This is a genomic window from Nonomuraea sp. NPDC050227 (genome assembly GCF_044459705.1).
Taxonomy (GTDB): domain Bacteria; phylum Actinomycetota; class Actinomycetes; order Streptosporangiales; family Streptosporangiaceae; genus Nonomuraea.
The window spans coordinates 310,247-332,452 of the sequence record NZ_JBITJF010000008.1 but is presented as its reverse complement, the minus strand read 5'-3'; the positions used below and the strand labels follow the sequence as shown (position 1 = coordinate 332,452).

The window sequence follows — 22,206 nt, the reverse complement described above, 5'->3', positions numbered from 1 at the left end:
ATGCCGATTCGGTCACCTGCGCAGCAGATCCTCCTCGTGCAGGTCGAACGGCTCCCTGCCGAGGGCGTCGGCCAGCCGCTTCTCGGCGATCGGGATGACCTCCTCGACCACGATCCGGCGGCCGGTCTCGGCCGACAGCGAGGAGACCCCCGCGTCGGGCAGCCCGCACGGCGTGATGCGGTTGAACCACCGGGGGTCGTTGGCGCAGTTGAGCGCGAACCCGTGCATCGTCACGCCGCGCGCGACGCGGATGCCGACCGCGCCGAGCTGCCGGTCGGGCAGCCCCAGGGCGACGTCGCCGGCCGCCCACACCCCAGGACGCCCCGGCACCCGCCGGCCGGTGACGCCGAAGTCGGCGCACACCTGGATCATCGTCTCCTCAAGGGCGCAGACGTAACGGGTCACGTCGGCGACGGCGACGATGGGGTAGGCGACGAGCTGGCCGGGGCCGTGCCAGGTGACCCGGCCGCCCCGGTCGGCGTCGACGACGGGGGTGCCGTCGGAGGGGCGGTCGCCGGGCAGGGTGCGCCTGCCCGCGGTGTAGACGGGGGCGTGCTCCAGGATCAGGACCGCGTCGCCCAGCTCGCCGGCGACCCGCTTGCCGTGCATCCAGCGCTGCAACGACCAGGCTTGCTCGTAGGGGACGTCCACACCAAGGCGGACGACGGCCAGCGCGTGGGGATCGTCCCCGTGGATGGGGCGCATGAGCCTATTGTGCCGTTCCCTCACCCTGTCCGGGTAATCAGGGGGTCAACAGGCGTGGCTCGATCCTGAACTCCTTGACGCCGTTGGAGCCGTCGTACTCCAGCCGGTACGCGTAGGCCCGCGGGTCGACGGTGACCGCCTGGATGAACTCGGTGCCCACGTAGTGCAGGGCGACGCCCTCGTCGGCGGCGTACCCGCCGGGCAGCTCGCCGGAGGCGACCGACTCCTGCAGCAGCGGGCGGCGCTGCGGCTCGGCGTTGTAGTGGACCCCGCACGAGTACGGCAGCAGCGCGAGCCCGTCGGCCCACGGACGCAGCGCCGGGCCGAAGGAGTCGGTGTTGCCGCCCACGTGCCAGCACAGGGCGCCCGCGCTCTGCCCGGACAGCACCACGCCGGCCCGCCAGGCCTCCTCGAAGACCTCGTCGAGGCCGTGCAGCCGCCACAACGCCATCAGGTTGGCCACGCTGCCACCGCTGACGTAGATCATGTCCTGTTCGAGCGCCCAGGCCCGCGCGTCCTCCACGTTGGGCATGGGGAAGACGGTCAGGTGGCTCAGCTCGACGTCCCAGCCGGAGAAGGCGCCGTACATCTTCAGCAGCCAGTCGGAGGAGTCGCCGACGGCGGTGGCGACCAGGCCGAGCTTGGGGCGGTCCTGGCCGGTCAGGTCGAGGCCGTACCGCAGCAACCCGCTCGCCTCGATGAAGTTGTGACGCTCGCTCGGGCGGAACGACCCGCCCCCGATGGCCAGAATGTGCGACTGCCCGGACCTGCTCATGTCGGATCTCCTGCGTGCTGAAGGACGAACGGCACCCTACAGTACGGCGCGCAGCGCCTCGTCGAGACGGGTATGCGTGAAGCCGTAGCCGCTGTCAAGCAGTTTCCGCGGGATCATGCGATGGCTCGGCAGCAGCCCCGCGCGGGCGAATTCGCCCACCCCGATGGACAGGGCGAACGCCGGTACGGGCATGGGGACTGTGCCTTTACGCAGGCATTTACCCAGAGTCCGGGTGAATTCTTCGTTGGTGACCGGAGAAGGGGAGCCGAGATTGACCGGACCCTCAATATCCCGATTTTTCAGGATATGTAGTGCGGCGGCCACCCAATCGTCCAAGGAGATCCACGACCAGTACTGCCGGCCCGTCCCCAGCGGCGCGCCCAGCCCCATGCGGAAGATCGGCAACATGCGCCCGAGCGCCCCGCCGTGCCGGCTCAGCACCATCGCCGTCCGCAGCCGCGCGACCCGGCAGCCGGCCTCGGCGGCTCGCTCGGCCTCCCGCTCCCAGCGCTCGCACAGCTCGGCCAGGAAACCCTGACCCTTGCCCTGGCTCTCGTCGATCTCCCGGCTGCCCGTGTCGCCGTAGAAGTCGACCCCGGAGGCCGACAGCAGCACCTCGGGCGGCCTGCCGAGCGCGCGCAGGGCGTCGACCAGCAGCCGGGTGCCCTCTACGCGGCTGCGCACCAGCTCGCGCTTGTAGTCCGCGGTCCAGCGCCGGTCGCCGACCGAGGCCCCGGCCAGGTGCACCACGGCTTCGGCCCCTTCGAGCGCGGCCCGGTCGATCACCCCCGCCGAGGGGTCCCAGAACGCCTCTCCGGGCCCCGCGGGCTCCCGCCGGACCAGGCGGACGACCTCCCGTCCCTCGTCGCGCAGCGCCCCGACCAGCGCCGTACCGATCAGGCCCGACGCCCCGGTCACGATGATCGCCATGGCCCCACAGTACGCCAAAGGCCGGGCGGCCCCCGAAGGAGCCACCCGGCCTCATGAACGATGACTACGCGAGCCCGAGCTGGGCCTCGAAGCGGCCCTCCTCCAGGCGACGCTTGATCGTCGTCAGGAAGCGGGCGGCGTCGGCGCCGTCGACCAGGCGGTGGTCGTAGGTCAGCGCCAGGTAGACCATCGAACGCACCGCGATGACCTCGCCCTCGGGCGTGTCGAGCACGACGGGCCGCTTGACGACCGCGCCGGTGCCGAGCATGCCCACCTGCGGCTGGTTGAGGATCGGCGTGTCGAACAGCGCGCCACGGCTGCCGGTGTTGGTCAGCGTGAACGTGCCGCCGGTGACCTCGTCGGGCGTCACCTGGTTGTTGCGGGTGCGCTCGGCCAGGTCGGTGACCTTGCGGGCGAGGCCGGCCAGGTTGAGGTCGCCGGCGTTCTTGACGACCGCCGCGAGCAGGCCGCGCTCGGTGTCGACCGCGACGCCCAGGTTCTCCACGTCGAAGTACGTGACCTCGTTGGTCTCGTTGTTGATCGTGGCGTTGAGCTTGGGGTGCTGCTTGAGCGCCTCGACGGTGGCCATCGCGAAGAACGGGGTGAAGGTCAGCTTCACGCCCTCGCGGCGGAAGAAGTCGTCCTTCGCCCGCGCCCGGAGCTGGGCGATCTTCGTGACGTCGACCTCGACGACCGACGTGAGCTGCGCCGCGGTCTGCAGCGACTCGACCATGCGCTTGGCGATGGTCTGACGCAGCCGCGTCATCTTCTCCGTGCGGCCGCGCAGCGTGGTGTCCACCTCGACCGGCTCGGGCGCCGCGGCGACCGGGGCCTGGGCGGCGGCGGGGGCCGGCGCGGCGGCGGCCGGCTGGGCGGCCGGAGCCGCGGCCGGGGCGGCGGCCTGCGCGCGCTGGGACTTGGCGGCCTCCAGCACGTCCTGCTTGCGGATGCGGCCGCCGACGCCGGTGCCGTTGATCGAGTCGAGGTCGACGCCGTGCTCGTTGGCGAGCTTGCGCACCAGCGGCGTCACGTAGGGGCTGTCGCCCGAGGACGGCAGCGGCGTGGGCTCGGCGGGCTGCTGCGGAGCCGGGGCCTGCGGGGCCGGAGCCGGAGCCGCCTGCGGGGCCGGGGCCTGCGGGGCCGGAGCCGGGGCGGCCTGCTGGGGAGCGGGCTGGGCCGGGGCCGGCTGCGGGATGGAGGAGGCCGGGGGAGCCGGGGCGGGCTCGGGCTCGGGCTCCGGCTCGGGCTCGGGCGCGGCCTGCGGGGCCGGGGCGGCGGCGCCCGGCTGGGCGTTCTCGTCGATGATGGCGAGCTCGGCGCCGACCTCGACCGTCTCGTCCTCAGCCACGACGATCTTGGTGAGGACACCCGCGGAAGGCGACGGGATCTCGGTGTCGACCTTGTCGGTCGAGACCTCGAGGAGCGGCTCGTCGGCCTCGACGCGCTCGCCCTCCTTCTTCAGCCAACGGGTTACCGTGCCCTCGGTCACGCTCTCGCCGAGCTGGGGCATCTGTACGGAGACCGGCATCGTTATTCTTCTCTCGCGTTCTGATCTCGAGGGCTGGACTAGTTGTGTACGTGCAACGGCTTGCCGGCCAGGGCCAGCATCGCCTCACCGACTGCCTCGGACTGGGTCGGATGTGCATGGATGAGCTGGGCGACCTCTGCGGGCAGCGCCTCCCAGTTGTAGATCAGCTGGCCTTCCGTGACGAGCTCGCCGATGCGCCGGCCCACCATGTGGACGCCGACGACCGGGCCGTCCTTCTGGGCGATGACCTTCACCGCTCCGGAGGTGCCGAGGATCTGGCTCTTGGGGTTGCCGGCCAGGTCGTAGACCTGCTCGACGATCTCGATGCCGCGCTCGGCGGCCTGCGCCGACGTGATGCCGACCGAGGCGACCTCGGGGTCGGAGTAGGTGATGCGGGGCACGCCGGCGTAGTCGATCGGCGGCGGGTTGAGGCCGGCGATGTGCTCGGCCACCATGATGCCCTCGGCGAACCCGGCGTGGGCCAGCTGCAGCGTGGGGATCAGGTCGCCGATGGCGTAGACGCCCGGGACCGAGGTCTGGCAGTGCTCGTCGACCACGACGGCGCCGCGCTCGATGGTCACGCCCTGCTCCTCGAAGCCCATGCCGGACGACACCGCGCCGCGGCCGACCGCGACGAGCAGGAGCTCGGCGTCGAGGGTCTTGCCGTTGGCCAGGGTGACGACGACGCCCGTCTCGGTGGTCTTGGCGGAGTCGAAGAAGACGCCCAGCTCGTACTTGATGCCGCGGCGGCGGAAGGCCCGCTCCAGCAGCTTGGAGCTGGACTCCTCCTCGGTCGGCAGCAGGTGCGGCAGCGCCTCGACGATCGTGACCTCGGCGCCGAAGGAGCGGTAGACGCTGGCCAGCTCGACGCCGATCACGCCGCCGCCCAGGACGATCACCGACGACGGCACGCGGTCCATCTTCAGGGTGTGCTCGCTGGTGATGACGCGCTCGCCGTCGATCTCCAGGCCGGGCAGCGTGCGGGGGGCCGAGCCGGTGGCCAGCACGAGGTTGGCGCCCTCGTAGACCTCCGAGCCCACCTGCACGCTGCGCGGGCCCACCAGACGGCCCTCGCCCTCGACCACCGTCACGCCCGCGCCCTTGAGCAGGCCCTGGACGCCCTTCCAGGCCCGCGTGACGATCTTGTCCTTGAACGCGTGCACGCCCTGGACGTCGATGCCCTCGAAGCTCGCCTTGACGCCGAAGGACGCGCTCTCGCGCGTCTCGTCGGCGACCTCGGCCGAGTGCAGCAGGGCCTTCGTGGGGATGCATCCCCTGTGGAGGCAGGTGCCGCCGATCTTGTCCTTTTCGATGAGGACGACCGACTTGCCCAGCTCGGCCGCCCGGAGCGCGCAGGCGTAACCGCCGCTGCCGCCACCTAGGACGACGATGTCATAGGCCACAGGAAGGCTCCTTGTCGGGGTGTTCGTGATGCCGTCATCTTTTCATTTGTTTCAGATGCTCGCGTGCCGCTCTGCGAGTCCGATGAGGGTGCGGGTGATGGCGCCGGTGCCGCCCTTGGGGGTGTAGCCGTACGCCTCGCCCTTGTTGTAGGCCGGTCCGGCCATGTCGATGTGCGCCCAGCGCACCCCGTCGGGCACGAACTCCTTGAGGAAGATGGCGGCGGTGAGCATGCCGCCGAAGCGCTCGGGGTGGAGGTTGGCGATGTCGGCGACCGGCGAGTCGAGGCCCTTGCGCAGTTCCTCCGGCAGCGGCATGCCCCAGGCGCCCTCGCCGGCGGCGGTGGCGGCCTCGACGACCAGCTCGCGGACGGCGTCGTCGTTGGCCATGACGCCCGCGGTGCGCCAGCCGAGCGCGACGATCTGCGCGCCGGTCAGCGTGGCGATGTCGACGATCAGGTCGGGGTCGTCCTCGGCGGCGCGCGCGATGCCGTCCATGAGCACCAGGCGGCCCTCGGCGTCGGTGTCGAGCACCTCGACGGTCTTGCCGCTGTAGCTGTGGATGACGTCGGAGGGGCGCTGGGCGGTGCCGCTCGGCAGGTTCTCGGCCAGGCAGAGGTAGCCGACGACGTTGACCGGCAGGCCGAGCCGGGCGATGCCGACCAGCGCGCCGAGCACGGCGCCCGCGCCGCCCATGTCGGACTTCATCCAGTCCATGGCGGCCGACGGCTTGAGCGACAGGCCGCCGGAGTCGAACGTGATGCCCTTGCCCACGAACGCCAGCGTCTTGCCCGCCTCGGGGTGGCTGTAGGCGACGCGGACCAGGCGCGGCGGGTTGACCGAGCCCTGGCCGACGCCGACCAGGCCGCCGTAGCCGCCGTCCTTGAGCTGCTTCTCGTCGAGGACCTCGACGGTCAGCCCGTGCTTGGCGCCCTCCTGCTCGGCGATCTCGGCGAACTTGGCCGGCCACAGGTCGGACGGCGGCGTGTTGACCAGGTCGCGGACGAGCGAGACCGACTCGGCCAGCACGCCGGCCCGCTCGGCGGCGGACTCTCCCTGCCCGGACAGGACGGTGATCTCGGAGACGGGGGCCTTCGGCGGCTCGCCCGTGCGGTAGCGGTCGAAGCCGTACGCGCCGAGCAGCGCGCCCAGGGCGACGGCCTCGGCCTGGGCGTCGTCGTCGGCCGGCAGGGCCAGCGCGGCGCGCGCGGTGCCGGCCAGCGACCGCACGGCGGCGCCGGCGGCGCGGCGAAGGGACTCGTGGTCGGAGGAGTCGCCCAGGCCGACGGCGACGAGCACCGGGGCCTGGACGGCGCCGAACGTGGGCAGCTTGGCCAGCTCTCCGGGTTTGCCGGAGAAGCCGAGCGAGCTGAGGGAGGTGGCGAGGTTGCCGCCGAAAGCCGCGTCGAGGGACTCAGCGCCCGTGGCCGGGCGGGGGCCGTCCTGGCCGGGCCGGAAGCCGACGATCAGGGCGTCGGTGTCGACAGAGACTGGGTCTGCTGAGTTCAGCCGCACAGTGGTCACGTAAACCGATGCTATCCACGGTTTCTGCGTACTCACAAACAGGGGTTCATCCTACAAATGCTGGTCGGACGCATTCCGTTTCATGGTGCTAGTGTCATTAGCATCATGTTGCTCGCGCTCGATCTCAACGACGCACGGCCCCTCCACGAACAGGTGGCCGGCGCCATCCGCCGCGCCATCGGCGAGGGCTCCTACACGCCCGGTGACCGCCTTCCGCCGGCCCGCGACCTCGCCAGGGCGCTCGGCATCAACCCCAACACCGTGCTGCGCGCGCTGCGCGACCTGCGCGACGAGGGGCTGCTGGAGTTCAGGCGCGGGCGCGGGGTCAGCGTCGCGGGCCAGGCCGACGGGCGCGCGCTGCTCGTGCAGCGCGCCCGGGAGCTGCTGGAGGAGGCCGAGAGGCACGGCTACCGCCGTGAGGACCTCATCACCATCCTGGAGGATCTGCCATGAACCCCCGAATCCCCGCGGCCGGGTGGGGCGCGGCCGTCACGGCGGCCCTGCTCCTGGCCCCCATGGGGCTGCGCGACCGGCTGCCCGACCCGCTGGCCACCCACTGGGGTGCGGCGGGCGTCGACGGCTCGGCGTCCTTCCAGGCCCACGTGCTGACGGTGGCGGCGGTGTGGACCGTGGTGTGGATCGTGTTCCTGGCCGTGGCCGCGCGGGGCTGGGCGCTGCGGCACCGGAACGGGCGGGCGCTGTGGTGGGGCGGGCTGTTCTGCGGCGGCGTCCTGGTGCTCGGCACGCAGGCCTCCACGCTGGCGGCCAACCTCGACGTGCCCGACTGGACGGCCGCGAGCCTGCCGGGCTGGCACGTCCCGCTGGTCGTCGTCGGATCCCTCGCTGTCGGCGTGTTCGCGGGCTACCTCGGCAGGGGCGGGCCCGACCCGGTCGAGGCCGTTCAGCCGCCCCCGGCCATGAAGCTGCGGCCCGGTCGCCGTACGGTCTGGGTCAGCCGGCTGGTCAACCCCTGGCTGGTCGCGCTGTCGCTGGTGGCCGCGGCGGCGATCGTCGGGCTCTGCGGGCTGCGCCTGGCCGGCGTCGTGCCGGCGGCGACCATGGCCTCCGCCCTGCCCGGGGCCGTGATCGTGCTGGTCGCGGGGCTGGCGACGGCGACGCTGTCCGTACGGGTCGGCGACGACGCGCTCGTCATCGGCTTCGGGCCGTTCGGCGTCCCGGCGCGCAGGATCCCGCTGTCGCGGATCGACCGGGCCTGGACCGAGGACCGCAGGCCGAGCGAGGTCGGCGGCTGGGGCTTCCGCGGCCTGCCCGGCGCGGCCACCATCATGCTGCGCGGCGGCGAGTGCCTGGTCGTCGGCTACCGCTCCGGCGGGCGGCTGGCGATCAGCATCGACGACGCCGAGCGCGGCGCGTCCCTCATCAACGCCCTCGTCGCGGAGCGTGCACGGTCATGAGAAAACAGCTTCCCGTCTTCCTCGTCCTCGCCTTCGGGCTGTCCTGGCTGGTGGCGCTGCCCATCTGGTTCGGGGCGGGCCTGGGCTCGCCCGCGGCCAAGGGGCTGGCCGCGGTCATGATGTTCACGCCGACCGCCGGGGTGCTCGGGGTGTGGGCGCTGTCGCGCGCGCCCTGGCGGCGCTGGGCCGCCGAGACCGGCCTGACGCTGGGCGAGAGCAAGGGCCGCACCGGCCGGTACGTGCTGGCCGCCTGGCTGGGCGTGCCGCTGCTGATCGCCGTCTGCGCCGGGCTCAGCACCGCCGTCGGGCTGTTCCCGCTCGACCTCGACCGGTTCAGCCTGTTCCGGGCCCAGCTCGCGGCCGGGGGCGTGCAGCCGCCGGCCGACCCGGGCCCGGCGCTCTACCTGCAGATCGCCATCGGCGTGCTGGCGGGCCCGGTGCTGAACGCGGTCCCGGCGCTGGGTGAGGAGTGGGGCTGGCGCGGCTGGCTGCTGCCCCGGCTGTCCGCCACGTACGGCCCGATCGGCGGCCTGGCGCTGTCCGGGGCGATCTGGGGGCTGTGGCACGCCCCGCTCACCCTGCTCGGCTACAACTACCCGAGCCTCGGGTCGTGGGCGGCGCTGCAGTTCATCGGCTTCTGCGTGCTGGCCGGCATCGCGATCGGCTGGCTGCGGCTGCGTACGGGCAGCGTGTGGCCCTGCGTGGTCGCGCACGGCTCGCTGAACGCGGTGCTGCCCGCCGTGCTGCTGCTCGGGGACGCCGCGGCCCCGCCCGACACCGCGGTGTCCGGGCTCACCGGGCTGGTCGGCTGGGTCCCGCTCGCGCTGCTGTGCGTGGTGCTCCTGCGCCGCCTCCCGGCCCGCGCCCCGCAGCCGGTCGCCTGACCCGGCCTGCGCCGGGAGCCGAGAGTCGGAGCCGGGCGCGGCGACCGCGCCGCCGGTCCGCCAGTTTGCCGGTCAGCCAGTTTGCCGGTCAGCCCGGTCAGCGCGGTCAGGGCAGGATCGCGCACACCACCAGCGCGGCCGTGGTCCCGGTCTCCACCAGGGCGCCGAACACGTCCCCCGTGACGCCGCCGAGCCGCCGACGGGCGTGCCGGAGCAGCAGCAGCGCCGTCCCGAGCCCGGCCGCCAGCGCGATCGGCGGCGCCCACGTCCCGGCCGCCAGCCCCAGCCCGGCGGTCACGGCCAGGGCGGCCGCCGTGGCCAGCCACGCCGCCGGATCGCTCACGGTGCCCGCCACCATCGCCCCGAGCCCGCCGGACCGCGCGGCGGGCACGCCCGCCCGGCACGCCCAGGTGAGCGCCAGCCGCCCGGCCACGCAGGCGGTCACCAGGGCGGGATAGCCGGCCCCGGTCAGCGCCGCCGCCTGGACGAGCAGCGTGATGACCAGCGTCATCACCCCGAACGGCCCGATGTCCGACTTTTTCATGATGTCGAGGGCGTCTTTGGCGGGCCGGCCGCTGCCCAGGCCGTCGGCGAGGTCGGCCAGCCCGTCCAGGTGCAGGCCGCGGGTCAGCGCGGCGAGCAGCCCGAGCGCGAGCGCCGCGCCCAGCAGCGGCGGCCCCGGCAGCAGCAGCGCCAGGCCCGCCACCGCGCCGAGCCCCAGCCCGACCGCGGGGGCCGCCGCCATGGCCGGCCCGGCGACCTCCCGATCGACCCTGTCGACCCGCACGGGAACGGCGCTGAGCATGCCGATCGCGAAGCGCAGCCCATGGGTCAGCTCAGCAAGCGGCATAACGACCGATCCTAGGGCCGACTAATGTGGCGGGAATGCACGTGCTTGAACTCGAAGGTGTAGCTGTCCGGGTTGTCGGCAAAACGCTGCTCGACGGCATCGACTGGCAGGTGGCGTACGGCGACCACTGGGTGATCCTCGGCCCCAACGGCGCGGGCAAGACCACCCTGCTCTCGCTGGCGGGGGCGGTGCGCCACCCGAGCGAGGGCGCGGTCAGCGTGCTCGGCCACCGGCTCGGCCGGGTCGACCTGCGGGAGCTGCGCCGCCACATCGGCCTGGTCGCGGCCAGTCAGCGGCTGATCGACGAGGACCTGCTGGAGGAGGAGGGCGCCACCGCCCACACGGTGGTCCTGACCGGCCACACCGGCACGAGCGTCCCGCTGTGGGACAAGTACGGCGACAACGAGCGCGAGCGCGCCACCCGCCTGCTGGCCGACCTGGGCTGCAAGGACCTGGTCGAGCGCCCGTTCCGGGTGTGCTCGCAAGGGGAGCGGGCCCGGATCCGAGTGGCCAGGGCGCTCATGGCCGAGCCCGCCGTGCTGCTGCTCGACGAGCCGTTCGCCGGGCTCGACCTGCCGGCCCGCGAGGACCTCATCACCGCGGTCGAGCAGCTGGCCGCCACCCGTCCGGTGCTGACCACGGTCACGGTGACCCACCACCTGGAGGAGGTGCCCGCGACCACCACGCACGCGCTGCTCATGCGCGACTCGCGGCTGCTGGCCGCCGGGCCGGTGTCGGAGGTGCTCACCCCCGGCCTGCTGTCCGAGTGCTTCGGCCGTCCGCTGCACGTCGACCGCCTCGACGGCCGCTGGTACGCCAGAGCCGTACGCCCGTAGCCCCGGCTCCCGGAGGCCACGGGTCACAGTTCCAGCGGACGCCCCGCGACCACCAGGGCGACGTACTCCGACTCGGCGGCGAGCCGTTCGTTGAGCCTGCCGAGCGCGTCCCTGAAGGCCCGGCCGGCGGACGTGGCGGGCACCACGCCCATCCCCACCTCGTCCGAGACCGCCACGAGCGGCACCGGCGTGCCGCGCCACGCCTCGACCAGCTCCGCGCAGCGCCGGGCGACCGGCGTGCGGTCGCCGTCCCAGGCCCCGTGCTCGTCGAACACCGCCGCCAGCCACGTGCCCAGCCCGTCGATCAGCAGGGGCGTGCGCGCCGCCGCGATGACCCCGGTCAGGTCCGTCGTCTCGGCCGTGTCCCAGTGAGCGGGCCGCCGTTCCCGGTGCGCCCGTACCCGCGCCGCCCATTCGCCGTCCGCCGCGCCGTCGCCGCCGGTGGCGACATAGGTGACGTACGGCTCGGCCGCCAGTCGCAGCTCCGCCTCGGCCGACTTGCCCGACCTGGACCCGCCGAGCAGCAACGCCCGCCGCGGCGGCGTCTCGCGGACCGTTCCGCCGCTGCCCAGGACCGTCCCGTCCGGCACGGCCACCGCCCCCCACAACCGCAGCCGCCTGGCCAGCTCCTCCTCCGACCTGATCCGGTGGTCCAGCCACGCGGCCACCACTGCGGTCCGGTCGTCGGCCAGGCCGGCGCGGCGCAGCTCGCCGAGCCGCTGCGGGCGGTCCAGCAGGTCCAGCACGACGACGTCGTAGCGGGCGGGACCGTCCGAGGGGGCCTCCCGGCCCGGCGGCAGGCACAGCACCGCCGCGCCGTCGGCCGCCACCAGCCCGAGCCCGCCGCCGATCGCGCCGCCGCCGGTGAAGGGGAACCGCGCCGTGTCGTCCACGAGCAGCTCGAAGGGGCGGCGACGGCGGTCCTGGGGGAGCCGGGCGCACGAGGCGCACGGGCACCCGTCCACCGGCCAGCCCGCCGCACCCCCGGTCCCGGAGAGAAGAATCTTCACCGCCCAGAGGCTACCGACCGGCCCGACCGGCCCGACCGGGGCGGTGCCGGGCGGCCAGGGCCGTGCCCGCGCCGAGCAACAACAGCGCCCCCGCCCCGCCCGCGATCAGCAGCGCCGGAACTCCGCGGGGCGCGCCCGCGGGCGCGGCGGCCCGCTCGGCGGCGTCCGCGCCCTGGGACGGGGTCGTCCCCGCGGCCTGGGACGGGTAGCCGCTGACCGACACGACCTCGCCGCGCCCGTTCACGCCGACCCTGGCCGCGGAGGCCAGGAGCTGGGCGGCGGTCGCGTCCTCGGCGCCGGTCACGCAGCGCAGCAGCGGGTGCGCCGGCGGCCGCTCACCGGACGGGACGTCGCCCTCCCCGTCCCCGAAGTCCACCGCGACCGCCACCCGCTTGTGCCCCGAACCGGCCGCGTCCTGGACGCACACCGCCGGGAACGACGGCAGCTCACCCCCCGGCGGCTCGCCCACCGACCCGTCGGCCGAGACCGCGAAGCGCCACCCGACGACCGAGCCGTCCGCCGGCTCGTACGCGGCCGTGGACGCCAGCCACGCCGTGCCGTCGCTGCGCCAGACCCCCCACAGCCGCACGGCCCCAGGCGCGGGACCGCCGGGCCGCGAGGAGGGTGAGCCGAGCGCGGAGGAGGGGAGAAGGACTACGGCGGCCGCCCCCAGGACGACCGCCGCGGCGACACGGCCCGCGCGCAGCATCGATGGACCTCCGAGCTCGGGAGTAGGGTTCCAGTGCCGTCGGAGGGAAGGCGCCGGCGAACCCGCGGAGAAGGAGCGTATGGCATGACATGGCGGTGGCGTTATGAAAATGCAAATGGTGGTGAGGTGACGGACCGCCCTTTGCCGCGAGAGGTTTTCCCGAGTCAGGCCGATGCGGAGTCCTGGCTCGGGGAGAACTGGCGTGAGCTGCTCGAATCCGGCGTCGAGCAGGTGGCGCTGCTCGACGAGGACCGCGTCGAATACACGGGATTGTCATTGCGTCCGGAGTGATCCGCGAAAAAACGGAAACCCCTTGAGCGCATTGTGGCTCAAGGGGTTTTCCGTTCTCCGGTCACGGACGGACGGCGGGGCTCACCGTCTTGGCCGGGTCGCGCTCCACGACCGTGCCGAGCACGTCGTCGATGCGCTTGAGCACGTCGTCCTCCAGCTTGACGCCGGCCGCCTTGACGTTGTCGCGCACCTGCTCGGGGCGGGTGGCGCCGACGATGGCGCTGGAGACGTTCGGGTTCTGCAGCACCCAGGCCACGGCGAGCTGGGCCATGGTCAGGCCGAGGTCGTCCGCGATCGGCCGCAGCTCCTGCACGCGGGTGAGCACGTCGTCGTTCATGTACCGCGCGATCATGGCGCTGCCGCTCGCGTCGGTCGCCCGCGAGCCCTGCGGAGGCTGCTGGCCGGGCAGGTACTTGCCGGTGAGCACGCCCTGCGCGATCGGCGACCAGACGATCTGGCCGAGGCCCTCGCGCTCGCTCAGCGGCACGACCTCCGCCTCGATGACCCGCCACAACATCGAGTACTGCGGCTGGTTCGACACGATCCGGTCGAAGCCCATCTCGTCGGCGATCTTCAGCGCGCGGCCGATCTGCTCGGCCGTCCACTCGCTGACGCCGACGTAGAGCACCTTGCCCTGGCGTACGAGGTCGTCGAACGTCTTGAGGGTCTCCTCAAGGGGCGTCTCGTTGTCGAAGCGGTGAGCCTGGTACAGGTCGACGTAGTCGGTCTGGAGGCGGCGCAGCGAGGCGTTGATCGACTCGGTGATGTGCTTGCGGGACAGCCCGCGGTCGTTCTTGCCGGGGCCGGTGGGCCAGTAGACCTTGGTGAAGATCTCCAGCGACTCCCTGCGGACGCCCTTGAGCGCCCGGCCGAGCACCTCCTCGGCTTTCGTCCCCGCGTAGACGTCGGCGGTGTCGAAGGTGGTGATGCCCTCGTCGAGCGCCGCCTGCACGCAGAGCTTGGCGGCGTCCTCCTCGACCTGGGAGCCGTGGGTGAGCCAGTTGCCGTAGCTGATCTCACTGACCATGAGACCGCTGCGGCCGAGGTGTCGGAATTCCATACGTTCGACCTTAGAGCGTCACATGAGCCGATTCGATTCGGGATAGGGTGCGCGACGTGCTCAAGCTCGTCCGCCAGGCTCTCACCGCGGCCGTCCTGATCGCCCTCGCGGTGCGGTTGCGCCGCCGGGCCCGCCTGCCGCGGGCCGAGCCGCCGCCGTCCGTCCCGGTGCCCGCACCGCGGCGCCGACGTGCGGGAACGGTCCTGTCGTGGCTGGTCATCGCGGTCGTCGTGACGCTCACGCTGGGGTTCGCCCTGATGGGGACGTCGGTGCAGCGCGGCGCCCTGGCCCTCGTGCGTGCCGTCACCGAACAGCAGGAACCGCCCCCGGCCGGCCCCGAGCCCGTGACGCCCGTGACGCCTATGACGGCAGTGACGCCTGTGGAGCCGCCGGCCGAGCCCGTGGCGACCGCGCAGCCCACCCCCGCCGCCTCCGCCGCCCAGGCGCCCAACTGCGCGCCCCGGCGCCGCCCGATCGACCCCCGCAGGGTCGCGCCCGACGTCAAGCGGGCCGTGGACGTCCAATGGCGGCGCATCGAACGCTGGCTCAGGAGCAACGCCCCCCGCACCTACCGCACGCTCGGCGGCCCGGTCAGGGCGCGCACGATCGCCGTGGCCGAGTCGCAGATGGGCGTGGACTTCCCCGACGCCCTGCGCGCCTCCCTGCTGCGCCACAACGGCGCGCGCGGCGCCGGCGTCCTGGGCTTCCGCCCCGGCGTCGGCGACCACCTCACCGTCCGCGGCATCAGGGACGCCTGGCGCGAGATGTGCGCCCGCCGTCCGGCCGGGTCCTGGGACGGCCTGCTGATCCCGATCCTGTCCTACACGGCCGCCGACGGCGCCACGGCGTACGCCACCGTGAGCTCGGCCGACGGGACGGTGTCCGGGGTCACGGGCAGGCGGCTGCGGTCGTCGTACACGCTGCTGCGGACCGTCGCCGACGCCCTCGAACGGGGCGGCGCGATCGACGGCCGCCGCCCCGTGGTCACCGGCGGCGTCCTGCGCTGGAAACCGGCCCGCTGAGCGGGGACGCACGGCGAAAGGCGGGAAGCACGAGTGCCCACCACCGGACGGTGATGGGCACGCGAACGTCGCCGATAAGTCGTTTTCCCGAAAAATCGGGAAAACGGGGCTACTTCTTGGGCGGCTTCCCGCCCGGCAGCACCGTGGGCGGCGGGAACCGCAGCTTGCGGATCTGCAAAGCGCGCATGGCCGCGTAGAAGCCGACGCCCTTCACGCTCTCGTTCGGGAACTTGGCCGCGACCTCCTTCTTCACCTTCCACGCCACGTAGAGGGAGGTGGCCAGGACGCCGACCATCATGATCGGCCAGCCGACCGCGATCACGATGTTGAGCACCTTGGCGCGGATCTCGATCGGCCACGGGATCCAGGTCGCCAGCAGGATCAGTAGCGAGAACGGCAGGAAGTACTGGCTGGGCAGGCGCCGCGAGTCGACCCAGTCGCGCGCGAACTTGCGCCCTGGACCCTTGTCGCGAACCGGAAGATAACGCTCGTCACCTGCGAGCATGCCCTTGCGGGCCCGGTCGCGCTCGGCGGCCTGCTTGGCGCGCATCTGCCGATAGGCCTCCTTGCGGTCCTTCGGCGCGGAGACCGGCTGGCGTCGTCTGCCCTCGGCATCCCGGCGCTTGGGTGTGGGACGACCTTTACCCTGGGGCTTAGGATCGTCAACGGGGACGGGGGTGTCGTCCACGGAGGTTTGGGATCGGCGTCGCAACACACGTCAACCCTACCTGGACTGCAACTTAGTGACGCCCCCGTGCGTTATGCGTAGGGTAATCCCAAGGCGGCTGCGCTGCATTGGGTGAACACCAGCACGACCTAGAAGGGGACGGCCGACGCGCATGAGCGTGATGAAGAGACTTTCGATGATCTTCAAGTCCAAGGCCAACAAGGCCCTGGACAAGATGGAGGATCCGCGCGAGACGCTTGACTACTCCTATCAGCGGCAGCTCGAGTTGCTGCAGAAGGTGCGTCGAGGGGTGGCCGACGTGGCCACCTCGCGCAAGCGGGTAGAACTGCAGATCAACGGCCTGGAGGCGCAGGCCAGGCGCTACGAGGACCAGGGCCGCAAGGCGCTGTCCGTCGGGCGCGAGGACCTCGCGCGCGAGGCCCTGCAGCGGCGGTCCAATCTGCAGGGGCAGATGGCCGACCTCAAGGTCCAGCACGACAACCTGCAGGCCGAGGAGGAGAAGCTGACCACGGCTTCCCAGCGGCTGCAGGCCAAAGTCGACTCCTTCCGCACGAAGAAGGAGACGATCAAGGCGACCTACACCGCCGCCGAGGCCCAGACGCGCATCAACGAGGCGTTCTCCGGCATCTCCGAGGAGATGGGCGACGTCGGCCTGGCGATCCAGCGCGCCGAGGACAAGACGGCGCAGATGCAGGCCCGCGCGGGCGCGATCGACGAGCTGCTGGCCAGTGGCGCGCTCGACGACTTCAGCGGCACCCGCGGCGACGACATCCAGGCCGAGCTCGACCGCATGGGCGGCGGCATGGACGTCGAGCTGGAGCTGGCCCGGATGAAGGCCGAGCTGGGCCAGGGCCCGGCGCCCAAGAGCGCCATCGAGCAGGGGCAGCCCCAGCAGCAGGCCCAGCCGCAGCAGGGTCACACCCAGCAGCTGCGTCAGCCCGGGGAGAACGCATGATCGTCAGAATCATGGGCGAGGGCCAGGTCGAGATCTCGCCGGACGACATCGCGGTGCTCAACGAGCTCGACAGCGAGCTGGAGGCCGCCATCGAGACCGGTGACGAGGGGGCCTTCCGCGTCAAGCTGCACGCGTTGCTCGACAAGGTGCGCCATGTGGGCAAGGCGCTTCCCGACGACAGCCTTGAGCCGTCAGAGCTGATCCTTCCCCCCGCGGACGCCTCGATCGAGGAGGTCCGGGAGATGCTGGGCGACCAAGGCCTCATCCCGGGCTGAGTCCCGTGGGCACGCGGTTCGCGTCCGACAGCGGCCTGACCCGCCGCATGGTCGTGACGATGTTCCTGCTGGGGCTGCTCTACGTGGCGTTCGTCGGCGTGCTGATCGCCCTCGGCGTGCGCGCGCTGACCGTGCTGGTGCTCGCCGGGGGGCTGCTGCTGGTGCAGTACTTCCTGTCCGACCGCATCGCCCTGTTCGCGATGCACGGACGGGAGGTCTCCCCACAGGAGGCCCCCGAGCTCCACGGCCTGATCGACCGGCTGTGCGCGCTGGCGGACATGCCCAAGCCGCGGGTGGCGATCGCCGACTCCGACGTCCCCAACGCCTTCGCCACCGGGCGTAACCAGAAGCGGGCCGTCGTCTGCGTGACGACGGGGATCCTGCGCCGCCTGGAGCCTCAGGAGCTCGAAGGCGTCCTGGCGCACGAGTTGTCGCACGTCGCCCATCGCGACGTCGCCGTCATGACGATCGCCTCGTTCCTCGGCATCGTCGCCGGGCTGATGACGAGGTTCGCCCTGTACGCCGGCTTCGGCGGACGCCGGGACAACGGCCAGGGCGGCGTGCCGGTCGGGCTGATCATCATGTTCGTCTCGCTCGTCGTGTACGCCGTCAGCTTCCTGCTCACCAGGGCCCTGTCGCGCTACCGCGAGCTGGCCGCCGACCGGGCCGGAGCCCTGCTCACGCAGCGTCCCTCGGCCCTGGCCAGCGCGCTGACCAAGGTCACCGGCGACATGGCCCGCATCCCGACCACCGACCTGCGCGAGGCGGCGCCGTTCAACGCCTTCTACTTCGCCCCGGCTCTGGCCAGGGGGGAGACGCTGGCGAACCTGTTCTCCACGCATCCGCCGCTGGAGCGCCGGCTCGAACTCCTCGCGTCCATCTCCAAGCAGCTCGGAAGGGGCTGAGGCACGCATGGGCTGGCTCGACTCGCTGCTGGGCCGGTCCAAGCCGGTCAAGCCCAACCTCGACGCGCTGTTCGCGCTGCCGTCCGCCGCCGTGACGCTCCAGGCCGCGACCGGTCTCGTCCCCACCGGTCTCGGCTCGGTGTCGTTCAGGGCCGCGGAGGGCGGCGCGTTCGCCACGCTGGAGAGCGACGTCAAGGCGCTGCTCGGCGGGCGCGTCGAGGAGTCCGACGACGGCTACGGCTACACCTGGCTGCTGGTCCGCCGCGCGCCGGACGACGTCAGCGACCTGGTCACCGAGCTGCACGCGGTCAACTCCTCGCTGGAGTCGGCCGGGTTCGGGCCCTCGCTGCTGTGCTCGCTGGTGTCGTTCGCCGATCCGGCGGGCAGGCGGCTGGCGGTGGTCTACCTGTACAAGCGCGGCACGTTCTACCCGTTCGCGCCGCTGCCCGGGAACAGGCGCGACAACGCCCTCGAACTGCAGGCCAGAGGCGTCCTGGACGGCGAGCTGCCACTGGAGGCCGACCTCGGCCGATGGTTCCCGGTATGGGGTGCTCCGGGCCTTTGACCACGGATGGTGTTCTAATCATCACGTGGAGCGAAGGTTGTTCGTCGCCGCGGCCTCGGCGCTCATCGTGGCGGCCGTGCTGTACAGCGCCTGGATCACCGGCCAGTTCACCACGCCCGCCGTGGACAGGACCGACGGCTACGTGAGCGAGCTGGCCGCCCGCGACCAGCCGTGGACACGCCTGTTCCGGGTCAGCGACGTGCTGTCCGGGCTGGCCTGCCTGGCCGCCGTGGCGACGCTGCCCAGGGTGGCGCGCGAGTGGGCCGGCTGGCTGGCGCTGGCCGCCTTCGGGCTGCTGACGGTCGTCTCCGGCCTGGTCCCGCTCGACTGCGCCGTGCTCAGCGACCCCGCCTGCCGCGGCGAGACGGTCTCGCACCGGCTCCACATGGTGGCCGGCGCGCTGGCCACGACGGCCGTGCTGACCGCCATGGCGGTGCTGTCCGCGCGCTGGCGCTCGTGGGTGTCGTGGTTGTTCACCGGCCTGAACGTGGGCGCCACCGGGCTCATGCTGGCCGCCCTGGCCGCCGGGCGGCTGGCCGGCGTCGCCCACCGGATCCAGCTCACGATGGTCGCCGTCTGGGTCGTGTACGTGGCGCTCAGGCTGCTCGTCCACGACGACGACGAGGCCCCCTGTGGCCCTCCGCACGTCCTCGACCAGGGCGCGGGCCCCGGCGTGCTCATCACGGCGGGCCTGGGCGGCGCCTGGTTCCACTGGGACGCCGTGGCCGCCGGCCTGGCCGCCTGCCACCGGGTCGTCCGCTTCGACCGTCCGGGGCTCGGCCTCAGCCCGCCCGCGACCGACCGGCCCACCCTGTACGGCGAGGTGGCCCGGCTGGCCGCGCTGGCCCCCGCGCAGCCGTCCCAGGTCACCCTGGTCGCGCACGGCCTGTCCTGCTGGCACGCCGAGGCGTTCGCCCGGTTGCACCCGCTCTGCGTGGCCAAGCTCGTCCTGGTGGACCCCAGCCCGACGCCCGTGCGCCGGCCGCTCGCGCTCGCCGCCGTCCTGGGCGCGTGGCTGCCCGCGCTCGGCGGCACGTGGGGCGCGAACGTGCTGGCCCGCCTGACCGGGCCGCCGGCGCACCGCCTGGTCACGGGCATGGGCGACCCCTTCGGCGTGTACCGGATGGGCAAGGTGCCCGCGGCGGTGGCGGGGGAGTGGCTGGCCCGCCGCGACATGGCCGCCGACCTCCGTGACATCCGGGCCGGTCATCCCTTTCCCGACATCCCGGTCACCGTGCTCGGCGCGGGCGGCCGGGACGCCCGCAGGCAGAGCCTGGCGGCCCGCCTCGACGCCAAGCTGGTGCTGCTGCCCCGCTCGGGACACCAGGTCGAGCTGGACGATCCCGGCGCGATCGTCGACGCTGTCTGAGCCGCGGTCTGAACCGCCTTGTGAGCCGGCCGCGGGCGGGGGCAGGACACGCCCGTAGGATCGAGGCGAACCCAATCTTAGGGGGCAGGCGTGGACATCTCCGTCGTCGGTGAGGGCAGCGTGCAGGCCGCGCCCGACGTCCTGCGGTTGCTGGCGGGCGTCGAGGTGCGCAGGTCGTCGGCGTCCGAGGCGTTCACGGCGGTCAGGGCCGCCGCGGCCCGGCTGGCCGACGCGCTGGCCGGGGCCGGCGTCGCGGCCCACGACGTGCGCACGGTCGAGCTCTCGCTCGGCCCCGAGTACGAGGTCTACCCGAAGGTCTCCGCCTACCGGGCGGCCCAGGGCGTCGAGGTGGTCGTCAGGGACCTGTCGCGGGCCGACGCCGTCATTGACACGGTCGCCGGCGTGGGCGAGGAGGCCAGGCTCAACGGCGTGACCTTCGAGCTGTCCGACCCGGCGTCGGTGCTCGGCGAGGCCAGGGCGAGAGCGTTCAGGGACGCCGCGGCCAAGGCCGCCCACTACGCCGAGCTGGCCGGACGCCCGCTCGGCCCGGTCGTGTCGATCTCCGAGGAGATCAGGGGCGGCCCCCAGCCGCTGGTCGCGATGGCCGCGGCGGCCGAGAGCGCGTCCTCGGTCAGCCCGGGCCGCCAGACGCTCACGGTCGGCGTCCGCGTCGGCTACGACTTCGCCTGACCGAGCCGCAGCCGGAGCCGGGAACAGAGCCGGGCCCGCGGCGAGGGCGGGCGCTCCTCGCCACGGGCCCGGCCCGTCGGGGGAGGGCGTTACGGAAGCGCCAGCATGCGGTCCAGCGCGACCCTGGCCCAGTGGGCGGTGTCCTCGTCCACCGTGATCCGGTTGACGACGTCGCCCAGCACGAGCGACTCCAGCGCCCACACCAGGTGCGGCAGGTCGATCCGGTTCATCGTGGAGCAGTAGCAGACCGTCCGGTCCAGGAACGACACGTTCTTGTCGGGGAACATCGTGGCCAGCCGCTTGACCAGGTTCAGCTCGGTGCCGACGGCCCAGCTCGACCCGGCGGGAGCGGCCTGGAGGGTCTTGATGATGTGCTCGGTCGAGCCCACGTGGTCGGCCTTGAGCACCACCTCGTGCCGGCACTCGGGGTGCACCAGCACGTTCACGCCGGGGATGCGCGCGCGCACGTCGTCGACGGACTCGGCCGTGAAGCGGCCGTGCACCGAGCAGTGGCCCTTCCACAGGATCATCCGCGCCCGGTCGAGCTGCTCGCGGGTCAGCCCGCCGTCGGGGCGGTGGGGGTTCCAGACCACGCAGTCGTCCAGGGACATGCCCATCTCCAGCACCGCCGTGTTGCGCCCGAGGTGCTGGTCGGGCAGGAACAGCACCTTGCGGCCCTGCTCGAAGGCCCAGTCGAGCGCCCTCTTGGCGTTGGAGGAGGTGCACACCACGCCGCCGTTGCGCCCGCAGAACGCCTTGATGTCGGCGCTGGAGTTCATGTACGTGACGGGGACCACCTCGCCGGCCAGACCGGCGTCCTCAAGGGCCTCCCAGCACTCCTCCACCTGGTCGAACGTGGCCATGTCGGCCATGGAGCACCCGGCGGCGAGGTCGGGCAGCACCACCTTCTGGGCGTCGCCGGTGAGGATGTCGGCGGACTCGGCCATGAAGTGCACGCCGCAGAAGACGATGAACTCCGCCTCGGGCCGCGCGGCGGCCTGCTGGGCGAGCTTGAAGGAGTCGCCGGTCACGTCGGCGAACTGGATGACCTCGTCGCGCTGGTAGTGGTGGCCCAGCACGAACAGGCGGTCGCCCAGCGCCTCCTTGGCCTTGCGGGCGCGTTCGACCAGGTCAGGGTCGGACGCGGGCGGCAGCTCGCCGGGACAGTCGACGCCCTTCTCGCTGTGCGGATCGGCGCCCTGCCCGAGGACGAAGAGCGGCAGCCCAGTCTGGGTGGCCATCGCCATACCCCCTTATCGTCGTTTTGACGATACTCACTATGACACACGGACGAACGTGGTTATTCCGGGGGTAGGGGACCCGGGAATGTGTGGCATGGGCGAGGTGTTGGTAGCGTCATCAGTAGGACGTCGGAAACAGACAGCCGGGTTAGGGAGTCAGCAGATGACGGTTGAGAGCAGCGAGACCACGACGCAGGGCCTGATCCTGACTGACGCGGCCGCCGCGAAGGTCAAGAGCCTGCTGGAGCAGCAGGGTGAGGAAGGTCTGCAGCTGAGGGTCGCCGTGCAGCCGGGTGGTTGCTCCGGCCTGCGCTACCAGCTCTTCTTCGACGACCGTTCCATGGACGGTGACGTGGTGACGGACTTCGGCGGGGTCAGCGTGGTCACCGACCGCATGAGCGCCCCCTACCTGATGGGCGCCAGCATCGACTTCGTCGACACGATCGAGAAGCAGGGCTTCACCATCGACAACCCCAACGCCACCGGCTCCTGCGCCTGTGGCGACTCGTTCAACTAAGGGGTCACGGCTTCGGCCTGTGGGGTCCCGCCCGCCTTTGTGCGAGCGGGACCTTCGCGTAT

At 72.6% G+C, this 22,206-nt stretch carries 25 protein-coding genes; 13 read left to right on the top strand and 12 right to left on the bottom strand.

Annotation, left to right across the window (positions count from 1 at the left end; translation table 11 throughout):
* Nucleotides 1-12 precede the first annotated feature (12 nt).
* From lipB to ACIBK9_RS30550, 6 genes are all read right to left on the bottom strand, one after another.
* Nucleotides 13-705, bottom strand: coding sequence for a lipoyl(octanoyl) transferase LipB (gene lipB / locus ACIBK9_RS30575; protein WP_358294179.1), 693 nt, complete (start codon nucleotides 703-705; stop codon nucleotides 13-15).
* A gap of 37 nt (nucleotides 706-742) precedes the next feature.
* Nucleotides 743-1,480, bottom strand: coding sequence for a Type 1 glutamine amidotransferase-like domain-containing protein (locus tag ACIBK9_RS30570; protein ID WP_397162260.1), 738 nt, complete (start codon nucleotides 1,478-1,480; stop codon nucleotides 743-745).
* 36 nt (nucleotides 1,481-1,516) lie between these two features.
* Nucleotides 1,517-2,410 carry a TIGR01777 family oxidoreductase gene (locus ACIBK9_RS30565; protein WP_397162259.1) on the bottom strand — a complete coding sequence of 298 codons (894 nt, stop codon included), beginning with the start codon at nucleotides 2,408-2,410 and terminating at the stop codon, nucleotides 1,517-1,519.
* 64 nt (nucleotides 2,411-2,474) lie between these two features.
* Nucleotides 2,475-3,938 carry a 2-oxoglutarate dehydrogenase, E2 component, dihydrolipoamide succinyltransferase gene (gene sucB / locus ACIBK9_RS30560; protein WP_397162258.1) on the bottom strand — a complete coding sequence of 488 codons (1,464 nt, stop codon included), beginning with the start codon at nucleotides 3,936-3,938 and terminating at the stop codon, nucleotides 2,475-2,477.
* 38 nt (nucleotides 3,939-3,976) lie between these two features.
* Entirely contained in the window at nucleotides 3,977-5,341 is a 1,365-nt protein-coding gene (gene lpdA, locus ACIBK9_RS30555; protein WP_397162257.1) for a dihydrolipoyl dehydrogenase, read from the bottom strand.
* Between the two features lie 51 nt (nucleotides 5,342-5,392).
* Entirely contained in the window at nucleotides 5,393-6,862 is a 1,470-nt protein-coding gene (locus ACIBK9_RS30550; protein WP_358294170.1) for a leucyl aminopeptidase, read from the bottom strand.
* A 105-nt stretch (nucleotides 6,863-6,967) separates the two neighbouring features.
* On the opposite strand from ACIBK9_RS30550, the gene ACIBK9_RS30545 reads away from it, so the two are divergent.
* The 3 genes from ACIBK9_RS30545 to ACIBK9_RS30535 are packed head-to-tail and all read left to right on the top strand — an operon-like array spanning nucleotide 6,968 to nucleotide 9,161.
* On the top strand, nucleotides 6,968-7,315 hold the full coding sequence (locus ACIBK9_RS30545; RefSeq protein WP_352353377.1) for a GntR family transcriptional regulator: 348 nt from the start codon (nucleotides 6,968-6,970) through the stop codon (nucleotides 7,313-7,315).
* Nucleotides 7,312-8,277, top strand: a complete 966-nt coding sequence (locus tag ACIBK9_RS30540) for a hypothetical protein (RefSeq protein ID WP_397162256.1) — start codon at nucleotides 7,312-7,314, stop codon at nucleotides 8,275-8,277. The genes ACIBK9_RS30545 and ACIBK9_RS30540 overlap by 4 nt, the downstream gene beginning before the upstream one ends.
* Nucleotides 8,274-9,161 carry a lysostaphin resistance A-like protein gene (locus ACIBK9_RS30535; protein WP_397162255.1) on the top strand — a complete coding sequence of 296 codons (888 nt, stop codon included), beginning with the start codon at nucleotides 8,274-8,276 and terminating at the stop codon, nucleotides 9,159-9,161. The genes ACIBK9_RS30540 and ACIBK9_RS30535 overlap by 4 nt, the downstream gene beginning before the upstream one ends.
* 106 nt (nucleotides 9,162-9,267) lie before the next feature.
* On the opposite strand, the gene ACIBK9_RS30530 is transcribed toward ACIBK9_RS30535, so the two are convergent.
* Entirely contained in the window at nucleotides 9,268-10,011 is a 744-nt protein-coding gene (locus ACIBK9_RS30530; RefSeq protein ID WP_397162254.1) for an adenosylcobinamide-GDP ribazoletransferase, read from the bottom strand.
* Between the two features lie 35 nt (nucleotides 10,012-10,046).
* On the opposite strand from ACIBK9_RS30530, the gene ACIBK9_RS30525 reads away from it, so the two are divergent.
* Nucleotides 10,047-10,847 (top strand): ATP-binding cassette domain-containing protein, encoded by an 801-nt coding sequence (locus ACIBK9_RS30525; protein ID WP_358294161.1) that lies wholly within the window; start codon nucleotides 10,047-10,049, stop codon nucleotides 10,845-10,847.
* A gap of 23 nt (nucleotides 10,848-10,870) precedes the next feature.
* Here ACIBK9_RS30525 and ACIBK9_RS30520 read toward each other — a convergent pair whose 3' ends face one another.
* Together ACIBK9_RS30520 and ACIBK9_RS30515 are read right to left on the bottom strand one after the other, a co-directional pair.
* Nucleotides 10,871-11,857 carry a bifunctional adenosylcobinamide kinase/adenosylcobinamide-phosphate guanylyltransferase gene (locus ACIBK9_RS30520; RefSeq protein WP_397162253.1) on the bottom strand — a complete coding sequence of 329 codons (987 nt, stop codon included), beginning with the start codon at nucleotides 11,855-11,857 and terminating at the stop codon, nucleotides 10,871-10,873.
* A gap of 10 nt (nucleotides 11,858-11,867) precedes the next feature.
* On the bottom strand, nucleotides 11,868-12,566 hold the full coding sequence (locus ACIBK9_RS30515) for an SCO2322 family protein (RefSeq protein ID WP_397162252.1): 699 nt from the start codon (nucleotides 12,564-12,566) through the stop codon (nucleotides 11,868-11,870).
* Nucleotides 12,567-12,650: 84 nt separating this feature from the next.
* Between ACIBK9_RS30515 and ACIBK9_RS30510 the strand changes: the two genes are divergently transcribed.
* On the top strand, nucleotides 12,651-12,857 hold the full coding sequence (locus ACIBK9_RS30510) for a hypothetical protein (protein WP_352323071.1): 207 nt from the start codon (nucleotides 12,651-12,653) through the stop codon (nucleotides 12,855-12,857).
* 61 nt (nucleotides 12,858-12,918) lie between these two features.
* On the opposite strand, the gene ACIBK9_RS30505 is transcribed toward ACIBK9_RS30510, so the two are convergent.
* Entirely contained in the window at nucleotides 12,919-13,917 is a 999-nt protein-coding gene (locus tag ACIBK9_RS30505) for an aldo/keto reductase family protein (protein WP_397162251.1), read from the bottom strand.
* Between the two features lie 56 nt (nucleotides 13,918-13,973).
* On the opposite strand from ACIBK9_RS30505, the gene ACIBK9_RS30500 reads away from it, so the two are divergent.
* Entirely contained in the window at nucleotides 13,974-14,939 is a 966-nt protein-coding gene (locus ACIBK9_RS30500) for a hypothetical protein (protein WP_397162250.1), read from the top strand.
* A 109-nt stretch (nucleotides 14,940-15,048) separates the two neighbouring features.
* Here ACIBK9_RS30500 and ACIBK9_RS30495 read toward each other — a convergent pair whose 3' ends face one another.
* Nucleotides 15,049-15,627, bottom strand: coding sequence for a DUF3043 domain-containing protein (locus ACIBK9_RS30495; protein ID WP_397162249.1), 579 nt, complete (start codon nucleotides 15,625-15,627; stop codon nucleotides 15,049-15,051).
* Nucleotides 15,628-15,778: 151 nt separating this feature from the next.
* Here ACIBK9_RS30495 and ACIBK9_RS30490 point away from each other — a divergent pair, with 151 nt between their 5' ends.
* From ACIBK9_RS30490 to ACIBK9_RS30465, 6 genes are all read left to right on the top strand, one after another.
* Entirely contained in the window at nucleotides 15,779-16,582 is an 804-nt protein-coding gene (locus ACIBK9_RS30490; protein ID WP_352323075.1) for a PspA/IM30 family protein, read from the top strand.
* Nucleotides 16,579-16,857 (top strand): hypothetical protein, encoded by a 279-nt coding sequence (locus tag ACIBK9_RS30485; protein WP_352323076.1) that lies wholly within the window; start codon nucleotides 16,579-16,581, stop codon nucleotides 16,855-16,857. Before ACIBK9_RS30490 ends, ACIBK9_RS30485 begins: the two co-directional genes overlap by 4 nt.
* 5 nt (nucleotides 16,858-16,862) lie before the next feature.
* The gene (gene htpX, locus ACIBK9_RS30480; RefSeq protein ID WP_358294153.1) at nucleotides 16,863-17,762 is read left to right on the top strand and encodes a zinc metalloprotease HtpX; all 900 of its coding nucleotides are present in this window, start codon (nucleotides 16,863-16,865) and stop codon (nucleotides 17,760-17,762) included.
* 7 nt (nucleotides 17,763-17,769) lie between these two features.
* The gene (locus tag ACIBK9_RS30475) at nucleotides 17,770-18,327 is read left to right on the top strand and encodes a hypothetical protein (protein ID WP_352323078.1); all 558 of its coding nucleotides are present in this window, start codon (nucleotides 17,770-17,772) and stop codon (nucleotides 18,325-18,327) included.
* Nucleotides 18,328-18,352: 25 nt separating this feature from the next.
* Nucleotides 18,353-19,696, top strand: a complete 1,344-nt coding sequence (locus tag ACIBK9_RS30470) for an alpha/beta fold hydrolase (protein ID WP_397162248.1) — start codon at nucleotides 18,353-18,355, stop codon at nucleotides 19,694-19,696.
* 90 nt (nucleotides 19,697-19,786) lie between these two features.
* Complete coding sequence (locus ACIBK9_RS30465) at nucleotides 19,787-20,386, top strand: SIMPL domain-containing protein (RefSeq protein WP_397162247.1); 600 nt, start codon at nucleotides 19,787-19,789, stop codon at nucleotides 20,384-20,386.
* An 89-nt stretch (nucleotides 20,387-20,475) separates the two neighbouring features.
* Here ACIBK9_RS30465 and nadA read toward each other — a convergent pair whose 3' ends face one another.
* Nucleotides 20,476-21,633 (bottom strand): quinolinate synthase NadA, encoded by a 1,158-nt coding sequence (nadA, locus tag ACIBK9_RS30460; protein ID WP_397162246.1) that lies wholly within the window; start codon nucleotides 21,631-21,633, stop codon nucleotides 20,476-20,478.
* Between the two features lie 157 nt (nucleotides 21,634-21,790).
* Between nadA and erpA the strand changes: the two genes are divergently transcribed.
* Nucleotides 21,791-22,144, top strand: a complete 354-nt coding sequence (gene erpA, locus ACIBK9_RS30455) for an iron-sulfur cluster insertion protein ErpA (RefSeq protein WP_049566397.1) — start codon at nucleotides 21,791-21,793, stop codon at nucleotides 22,142-22,144.
* The last annotated feature ends 62 nt before the right edge of the window (nucleotides 22,145-22,206 follow it).

Excerpts from the sequence above, each read along its gene's own strand:
- ACIBK9_RS30535 (WP_397162255.1), top strand. The coding sequence starts at position 8,274 with ATGAGAAAACAGCTTCCCGTCTTCCTCGTCCTCGCCTTCGGGCTGTCC.
- ACIBK9_RS30505 (WP_397162251.1), bottom strand. The coding sequence starts at position 13,917 with ATGGAATTCCGACACCTCGGCCGCAGCGGTCTCATGGTCAGTGAGATC.
- nadA (WP_397162246.1), bottom strand. The coding sequence starts at position 21,633 with ATGGCGATGGCCACCCAGACTGGGCTGCCGCTCTTCGTCCTCGGGCAG.
- ACIBK9_RS30570 (WP_397162260.1), bottom strand. The coding sequence starts at position 1,480 with ATGAGCAGGTCCGGGCAGTCGCACATTCTGGCCATCGGGGGCGGGTCG.
- ACIBK9_RS30475 (WP_352323078.1), top strand. The coding sequence starts at position 17,770 with ATGGGCTGGCTCGACTCGCTGCTGGGCCGGTCCAAGCCGGTCAAGCCC.
- ACIBK9_RS30490 (WP_352323075.1), top strand. The coding sequence starts at position 15,779 with ATGAGCGTGATGAAGAGACTTTCGATGATCTTCAAGTCCAAGGCCAAC.
- ACIBK9_RS30485 (WP_352323076.1), top strand. The coding sequence starts at position 16,579 with ATGATCGTCAGAATCATGGGCGAGGGCCAGGTCGAGATCTCGCCGGAC.
- ACIBK9_RS30510 (WP_352323071.1), top strand. The coding sequence starts at position 12,651 with ATGACATGGCGGTGGCGTTATGAAAATGCAAATGGTGGTGAGGTGACG.
- ACIBK9_RS30515 (WP_397162252.1), bottom strand. The coding sequence starts at position 12,566 with ATGCTGCGCGCGGGCCGTGTCGCCGCGGCGGTCGTCCTGGGGGCGGCC.
- lipB (WP_358294179.1), bottom strand. The coding sequence starts at position 705 with ATGCGCCCCATCCACGGGGACGATCCCCACGCGCTGGCCGTCGTCCGC.
- ACIBK9_RS30545 (WP_352353377.1), top strand. The coding sequence starts at position 6,968 with ATGTTGCTCGCGCTCGATCTCAACGACGCACGGCCCCTCCACGAACAG.
- ACIBK9_RS30540 (WP_397162256.1), top strand. The coding sequence starts at position 7,312 with ATGAACCCCCGAATCCCCGCGGCCGGGTGGGGCGCGGCCGTCACGGCG.
- ACIBK9_RS30530 (WP_397162254.1), bottom strand. The coding sequence starts at position 10,011 with ATGCCGCTTGCTGAGCTGACCCATGGGCTGCGCTTCGCGATCGGCATG.
- sucB (WP_397162258.1), bottom strand. The coding sequence starts at position 3,938 with ATGCCGGTCTCCGTACAGATGCCCCAGCTCGGCGAGAGCGTGACCGAG.
- ACIBK9_RS30565 (WP_397162259.1), bottom strand. The coding sequence starts at position 2,410 with ATGGCGATCATCGTGACCGGGGCGTCGGGCCTGATCGGTACGGCGCTG.
- ACIBK9_RS30525 (WP_358294161.1), top strand. The coding sequence starts at position 10,047 with ATGCACGTGCTTGAACTCGAAGGTGTAGCTGTCCGGGTTGTCGGCAAA.
- erpA (WP_049566397.1), top strand. The coding sequence starts at position 21,791 with ATGACGGTTGAGAGCAGCGAGACCACGACGCAGGGCCTGATCCTGACT.